General features: G+C 40.0%; 6 protein-coding genes and 1 tRNA gene. 6 read left to right on the top strand and 1 reads right to left on the bottom strand.

Going from position 1 to position 7,821, the window contains the following annotated elements:
* The first annotated feature begins 70 nt into the window (after window positions 1-70).
* The 6 genes from lepA to HU830_RS07790 all read left to right on the top strand — a co-directional run bounded on the left by lepA (window position 71) and on the right by HU830_RS07790 (window position 7,246).
* Window positions 71-1,906: a translation elongation factor 4 gene (gene lepA, locus HU830_RS07765; protein WP_176943207.1), complete on the top strand. Its 1,836-nt coding sequence runs from the start codon at window positions 71-73 to the stop codon at window positions 1,904-1,906.
* A 30-nt stretch (window positions 1,907-1,936) separates the two neighbouring features.
* Window positions 1,937-4,261 (top strand): single-stranded-DNA-specific exonuclease RecJ, encoded by a 2,325-nt coding sequence (recJ, locus tag HU830_RS07770; protein WP_176943208.1) that lies wholly within the window; start codon window positions 1,937-1,939, stop codon window positions 4,259-4,261.
* A 17-nt stretch (window positions 4,262-4,278) separates the two neighbouring features.
* Window positions 4,279-4,791 (top strand): adenine phosphoribosyltransferase, encoded by a 513-nt coding sequence (locus tag HU830_RS07775; RefSeq protein WP_407647498.1) that lies wholly within the window; start codon window positions 4,279-4,281, stop codon window positions 4,789-4,791.
* Window positions 4,792-4,814: 23 nt separating this feature from the next.
* Window positions 4,815-4,902 (top strand) — tRNA-Ser (locus tag HU830_RS07780).
* 242 nt (window positions 4,903-5,144) lie between these two features.
* On the top strand, window positions 5,145-6,536 hold the full coding sequence (locus HU830_RS09270) for a coiled-coil domain-containing protein (RefSeq protein WP_176943210.1): 1,392 nt from the start codon (window positions 5,145-5,147) through the stop codon (window positions 6,534-6,536).
* 116 nt (window positions 6,537-6,652) lie between these two features.
* Window positions 6,653-7,246: a hypothetical protein gene (locus HU830_RS07790; RefSeq protein ID WP_176943211.1), complete on the top strand. Its 594-nt coding sequence runs from the start codon at window positions 6,653-6,655 to the stop codon at window positions 7,244-7,246.
* 397 nt (window positions 7,247-7,643) lie between these two features.
* Here HU830_RS07790 and HU830_RS09250 read toward each other — a convergent pair whose 3' ends face one another.
* Window positions 7,644-7,814 carry a restriction endonuclease subunit S gene (locus tag HU830_RS09250; RefSeq protein WP_407647501.1) on the bottom strand — a complete coding sequence of 57 codons (171 nt, stop codon included), beginning with the start codon at window positions 7,812-7,814 and terminating at the stop codon, window positions 7,644-7,646.
* Window positions 7,815-7,821: the final 7 nt, after the last annotated feature.

A 7,821-nucleotide genomic window follows, 5' to 3' on the forward strand; every position in this document is an offset into this window, starting at 1 on the left:
ATAATATAGGTCAGATTTTTAATTCGCGCCGTAGAGTTATTTTCTACGGGAAATAGTTAAGGAGTTTACTATGCCGGAGCAAGATTTAACTGAAAGACAAAAATATATTCGTAATTTTTCTATTGTGGCGCATATTGACCATGGAAAGTCGACGATTGCTGATCGGATTTTAGAATTAACAGATACTGTGGCCAAGAGAGATATGGAAAATCAAATCTTGGATAATATGGAAATCGAACGTGAGCGGGGTATTACCATCAAACTGAATGCGGTCGAACTGCAATATCAGGCCCAAGATGGCCATAATTACACTTTTCACCTGATTGATACTCCCGGACATGTGGACTTTTCTTATGAAGTATCCCGAAGTTTAGCGGCCTGTGAAGGGGCACTATTAGTCGTAGATGCAGCTCAAGGAGTAGAGGCTCAGACGATGGCCAACGCTTATTTAGCTGTCGATAATGATCTGGAAATTATTCCAGTTTTGAACAAAGTTGATCTTCCTTCCGCCGACCCTGATTTGGTCAAGTCCGAAATTGAGGATATGGTTGGAATTGATGCCGAAGATGCCGTTTTAACAAGTGCCAAAAAGGGGACGGGAATTCCAGAACTTTTGGAACGGATTGTACAGGATGTCCCGGCTCCAACAGGTGATTTACAGGCGCCTTTGAAAGCCTTAATTTTTGACTCAGTTTATGATAGTTATCGTGGAGTGGTCCTCAGTATTCGGGTTCTTGATGGTCAGGTCAAAGTTGGCGATCAAATTGAACTGATGAACAATGGTAAGAAATTTGAAGTCACGGAAGTGGGTGTTATGTCGCCCAAGGCTGTACCGCGAAAAAGTTTAATGGTCGGAGATGTGGGTTATTTAACGGCCAGCATTAAAAATGTGCAAGATACCCGGGTTGGGGATACAATTACCTCCGCAGAAAATTCGACTGCGGAAGCCCTGCCCGGTTATCGGAAGATTACACCGATGGTTTATTCCGGGATGTATCCTGTCGATAATGCTAAGTATAGTGATTTAAGGGAATCTTTAGAGAAATTGCAACTCAATGACGCTGCTTTGGAATTTGTCCCGGAAACTTCACAAGCCTTAGGTTTTGGTTTCCGGGTCGGCTTCTTAGGTCTTTTGCATATGGACGTTATTCAAGAACGCTTAGAACGAGAATTTGATTTGGACTTGATTATGACAGCTCCATCGGTTAATTATGAAGTTGTTTTAACCACGGGAGAGTCGGAAATTATTGATAATCCTTCAGCCTTGCCCGAACCCAGTGCAATTCGTGAAATTAAGGAACCAATGGTTCACGCGGAAATTATGGTTCCTAAAAACTACGTGGGAGCCGTGATGGAGTTAGCTCAGCGGAAGCGGGGCCAGTTCCAGACGATGGATTATTTGGATGATTACCATGTGAAAATCATTTATAATTTGCCCCTAGCTGAAATTATCTATGATTTCTTTGACAGTTTGAAATCTAGCACTCACGGGTTTGCTTCTTTGGATTATCATTTGTTGGATTATGAAGTTTCGCAAATGGTGAAAATGGATATTCTTCTGAATGGGGAAGCTGTTGATGCTTTGAGTTTTATCGTCCATCAAGACTTTGCTTATCAACGAGGACGCGCGATTGTTCAAAAGCTGAAGACAATCATTCCGCGGCAACAATTTGAAGTGGCTATTCAGGCGGCTATTGGGACTAAGATTGTCGCCCGTTCAACCGTTAAGGCTTATCGAAAAGATGTCACCGGTCCTTTATACGGCGGTGATCAGACGCGGAAGAATAAGCTCTTAGATAAGCAAAAAAAGGGTAAAAAACGAATGAAAGACGTCGGGCGCGTTAGTGTACCGCAGGCTGCTTTCATGGCCGTTTTACAAGTCGGTGATGATGATTTAAAGAATTAAGATCTTAATAGGTATAGGAGTAAAAATATTTTGGGATTAGCTTATCAATGGCAACCGGGGCCGTCCGTTCAAGTAACGCACCAGACCGAATTGGCTCAGAGTTTAAATTTGCCTGTAGTTTTGGTGCAGCTCCTGGCTCAACGGGGGTTGACTGAGGAAGAACAGATTCGGGATTTTTTGGAACCTAAGATTGAGGATTTACATGATCCCTATCAGTTACATGATTTAGATCAAGCGGTTCAGCGAATTCAGACCGCCATTAGTGAAAAGCAAAAAATGATCGTCTATGGCGATTACGACGCCGATGGAATCACCAGTACAACCATCATGTGGACGGCGATTAAGAAATTGGGTGGAATAATTGATTACTATGTTCCCGACCGTTTTAAAGACGGCTACGGACCTAATTTGCAACGCTATCAGGAGTTTGTTGCCGCGGGTTATCAACTAATTATTACGGTGGATAATGGTGTAACTGGCGTGGAAGAGGTGGCTTATGCCCAGAGTCAAGGGGTCGATGTCGTGATCACCGATCACCATAATTTACCAGTCCAATTGCCAAAAGCCGTAGCAATTGTCCATCCGCAGCATCCTGATCAGACCTATCCTTGTCCCTATTTGGCCGGAGCCGGGGTGGCTTTTAAAGTGGCTAGTGCCTTGTGGGGACGGGTTCCCCAAGAATTACTTGATCTTGCAGCCATTGGGACAATCGCGGATGTGGTGGAATTAGAAGGTGAAAATCGAACCTTAGTAGCTTTGGGACTTCAGCAAATGCGCCAAGAACCACGGCTAGGGTTAAGCTACTTATGTAAAAAAGCTAGTGTTCAGCTAGCTAGTTTGAGTGAAGAAGATATCGGCTTTCAGATTGCTCCCCGCCTCAACGCCTTGGGACGGCTGGATCAAGCTTCTAAGGGCGTGGCACTTTTAAGTAGTAGCGATCCCGATCAAGCCCAAGCTTTGGCGACAGAAATTGAACACTTGAATCGTGAGCGCAAGACTATGACTCAAGAAGTTCTAACAGCCGCTAATGAGCAAGCCCAAGCGCAGCTAGAGCAAGGGGCTAAGGTTTTAGTGATCGCTGGTCATGGTTGGCATCAAGGAATTTTAGGAATTGTTGCGGGGCGAATTCTCCAAGCCAGTCAGTGCCCAACTTTAATTTTGAATATTGATTCTCAGGGAGCGGCAACTGGTTCCGGTCGGAGTCGGGAAGATTTTGATTTATATCAAGCTCTGTGCCAATTTCGGGAGTCATTTACGAAATTTGGGGGTCATCCGCAAGCTTGTGGTATCACCTTGGAAGAAAAAGAAATTGAACCCTTACGGCAAAATTTAAATCGACTTCCCCAAGCGCAAGCTTTAGAACAAACAGAATATCCCAAACGACAGTATGATTTAGAATTACCTTTGAATCAAGTAACCTTGGAATTTTATCAACAATTACAACGTTTAGCACCCTTTGGTCAAAGTAATCCGCAGCCTCGTTTTAAAATTACCCATTTTCAGCAAGCAAATGTCCAGTATTTGGGTAAAAAGAGCCAAGACCACTTAAAAATAACTTTACGGCAGCATCGCCAATACTTAGATAGTGTCGGCTTTGGTCAGGGAGAATGGGTTCCGCGTTTACAGGCTAGTGGTTTGCATGCGGTTTATGGTACTTTGATGGCCAATCATTGGCGTAGACAAACGCGTTTACAAGTCAATTTAGCTGATGTTGAGCCATTTGCTACCCAGCAAGTTTATCTTTTACCGCAAACCAAGCAGCGATGGCTAGATCTTCGCCAAACCCCAGCTAGTATTTGGACACAGACTCCGGGCAACTTTCTCTTCTTTCGGGAGCATAATTTACAAGAATTTCAAAAATTATATCCTCAAGCTTCTTGTTATCCGATTGAACAGGCTCCCGTCGGTTTAAAGAAGAGTCTGATCATAGATCGGCCGCATAACTTAGATACTTTTCAAGATTTTTGGCAACGACAAGCTGACCCTGAACTAGCTTTCGTTTTTCAAACCAAGAATCTAGATTATTATCAAAATTTGCCGGAACATGACCAATGGCAGCAGTGTTTGAAATATTTTTGGTCCCATCAAAACTTACATTTAACAGATTTGGAAACTTTGAGTAATTATTTAGCCTTGACCAGTGGTCAACTAAATTCTGTCCTAGCCGTGTTTTCTGAACTGAATTTTGTTAAAATAACTAATGGTGTGTTGACTAAGCCTACAGCTGTCAAAACTTGTCCCTTAGCGTCTTCGAAAACTTATCGACACTGGGAGCAGTTGACCGCCGTCCAAAATAAATTAATCAATTCTAACTTTACCGAGATGGTTGCTTATCTTGAAGCCCTGGGTAAATAATTTGAGGGAGATTGGACATGGATTACAAAAAATATATCGCCGACGTACCAGATTTTCCAGAACCGGGAGTTATGTTTCGTGATATTTCGCCATTAATGTGTGATGGACAGGCATACGCTGCGGCAACAGATGAAATTGCCGCTTATGCCAAGTCTAAGGGTACCGAGATGATCGTTGGTCCAGAAGCCCGCGGCTTTATTGTTGGTTGTCCCGTGGCTTATAAATTGGGAGTCGGCTTTGCACCTGCTCGAAAGAAGGGGAAACTTCCTCGAGAAACGGTTTCAGTAACCTATGACCTAGAATATGGCCAAGCTTCTTTGTATATGCAAACGGATGCCGTTCGACCCGGACAAAAGGTTCTAGTAGTTGATGATTTAATGGCAACGGGAGGTACTTTGGCAGCAACTATTAAACTAGTAGAAGAATTAGGTGGAATTGTTGTGGGAACAGCCTTTCTGATTGAATTGACAGAGCTAGGTGGCCGTGATAAAATAAATGAATACGATATGTTCACTTTGATGAAATATTAGGTAGCTGAGGCTACTTTTTTTCTGGAGAGTTGGCAGAGTGGTAATGCACCGGACTCGAAATCCGGCGAACCGGTTAAGACCGGCGCGCAGGTTCAAATCCTGTACTCTCCTTTCTAAGTGTCAATACAAGAATATTCCGCGACCTTTCTAGATTGCGGATTTTTTTGTGTCTTTAAAATTAGCTGGGGGCGGATTGTTCAGATGAGTACGAGAAATATAGATTACTTCTGAGAGGCGGCATACTTGTTGAATCACTGTTATCTGAGTGAAGTATAGCTATAAGATAAAAAGTGACTCCAACTGTATTTCTAATAATCGGTAGAATTAGGGATTAAAGATGAAGGAGAAAAAATTTGCAAACAGTTTTAATAGCCGTTGGACTCATACTTGTTGTTGCCCTAGTCGTTTTCCTCATCACTAAGCGATACTCACATTTTAATTTGTCCGATAAAACATCTCACGATAGACAAACAAACGAAAAAGTTGATGCAGATACTCCATTAGAAAGTCCAAAACTGGGGTATTTTCAAGAAATCACTTTACCGAATGAGTTTAATTTTAGTGGATATAAGAAGCTTAAACATAGCGACTTAATTCTCACAACCTTTGATCAATTGGTTCCATCTTTAGCTACTGGAACATCGGCAGTAACATCAAAGTTAGCATATGATGCTACCAAAGGAACGTATCAAGCTATTTTAGAACCTGGTAAAGAACTTATGAAATCTGCTAAGACACCGGGACGTTTTAGAGGGATCGCTAAACGAGCAAAACATCCTGGTATTGCCGGTCAAGCAGAGTTGGAGAAAGTAAATGAAAAGCTCCCTAAACTAGCGACTAAAGCTGCTGTTCTGGAAAACGCAACGGCAGTTGTGTCTATGACCGTGGGCCAATATTATATGACAGAGATTAATGAAAAATTGGGCGAAATAGATAAATCATTAGAATCTATCAAAAACTTTCAGAACATAGAGCTTTTAGCGGATATTCGCTCCGTTATCCGCGAAACACGGCATATTGCAACTTTTAATGAAGAGATTATTGCTAATGAATCTGAGCGTCTAGAGTCTCGAAAGCATGTCCGGGAATTAGAAGAAAAAACTGCCAAACTTTTAGATCAAGTAAATGGGTTGATTAAAGCACAACTTGTTGATGTACACAAATTTGAAGAGTACGAACAATCTACGCGTGATATTGCTACCGCGATGTCGGCGCAAACTTCATTACTCGCTACTCTTCAAGAACTTAGTCGGCTTATCGTCGTATTAAGCAATTCTGAGATTTCTCAGGAAAGAGCCGAAGTGACGTATAAAGAGCTTAGTGAAAATTCGTTAAATGTCCAGATTGAATTGCAAAATTGGCATAAAAAGGAAATCGAACAGCTACACATTGATCTGAAACAAGCCCGTTATCCCAAGACAGGAATCAAAAAGATCGTGAGTCAGCCGGTTAAGCTAATTAATCAAGCATTTGCGTTTCAAGAAATATCCCAAAAAACTTTAGAACAAATAAATTCTGAAAGCTTACCTCGACAGACCGAATTACCTGAAACTGCGGGATATCAGCAACCTGTGGAGCTGTTGATTTCTGAAAACCAGATTTATTACCGCATACCAGATTTAAAGGACGAGACTACTTCCAGGCCAGGGTCGGGGAATCACTTTAATCTCAGTTTATATTCTTATAAGATTTTGCATTATTACAATGTGCTAGTCTTATTAATATCATTATTTGGTCTATATTAACGGGTAGGTATTTTAGATAATTAAATTATTGGATCGAAAAAGATTTTTTGAAAACTATAAAAGTGGAATTTTGTTAGGAATTTAACTAAAGAAAGCGCCATTAAGGGGTATCCAATATGAGTGTTCCATATCAATATTTACAAATTTTTAGTAATATCGAAGAGGAGATTATTGAACTATCCTATAAGATAACATTTGATGAAGATCAAAAAAGGACATATTCAACCTACATTGGTGAGTTAGAATTACGAATATTTACTCTTATGGAATCTGTAATTAAATTTCGAACACCGGAAATGTCTCAAAATGAGAAATACGAAGAACGATTTAAGAAATTATATTCATCCAAGACTCAACTACCAAATATCTATGTTGTTCTGAACAGTTATAATCTGAATAAAAAAGAATATACGGATATATTAAACAAAGATCAGGATAGAATTACTGGGGTAGTTGATGGAGAACTACAAAGGATTAGTAAAAAAAATGAAAAATATAATAATGCTTATCAAAATTTAAGGCATTCATTTATTAATTCATTACCTGTATTTGGTACAGTCGAATATTTATTTGAGGCCTTAGCCGTCCTTTACTTAGCCTTAGATACGCCCGGGCTGTCTCATATTTTTGCTGTGTATTATCTTGATAAGGATGGAAAAAAATGGATTTGGATCCCATCTAATGTAAGTAAAAGACAATCAATTGAATGATCCTTTATAGTATTCATTAAATTTATTTTTTAATAATTAGTCAAGAGAAACCTGGTCTTGTACCGACTTCCAGAAGTTAGATTTTTGGTCTGACTTTTGGGGGTCGGTACAGTCACTACATCTGTTAGGTTTCTTTTTTAGTCGTAGCTGATCCAAAATAGGTGTCGTTAAGATGTGAGTTGATTTTAGGTGCCAAAATATAATACTTTTGGAGTGACTCTGGAATGTTCGGTATTAGTAGTTAGGAAGTAGCTCAAAATAACTCAAAAATGGGGTTAGAAATGTCAGATTTGAAAATTTTAGATGAACTATTGCTTTTGGGTATTAATAATACTGAATTTTTATGTTTGTCGGAATCCTTTTATAAAAATATGAATTATAAGTCTGATTAAATATACTAAAATATAATATTTAGACTTATCGGTGGGGTTACATGAGACTTGCGCTGGTTGACTGCAATTAGCTGGTCGATATTACTCAAAAATCTTCCAATTCGCCGTTGTTCAGATAGTTGTGGAATATTTAAATTTTGCTTTAAGAAATCTTTGGTCACTAAATTATTCATCATTGTTGCC

This window comes from Bombilactobacillus apium, assembly GCF_013385145.1.
Classification (GTDB): domain Bacteria; phylum Bacillota; class Bacilli; order Lactobacillales; family Lactobacillaceae; genus Bombilactobacillus; species Bombilactobacillus apium.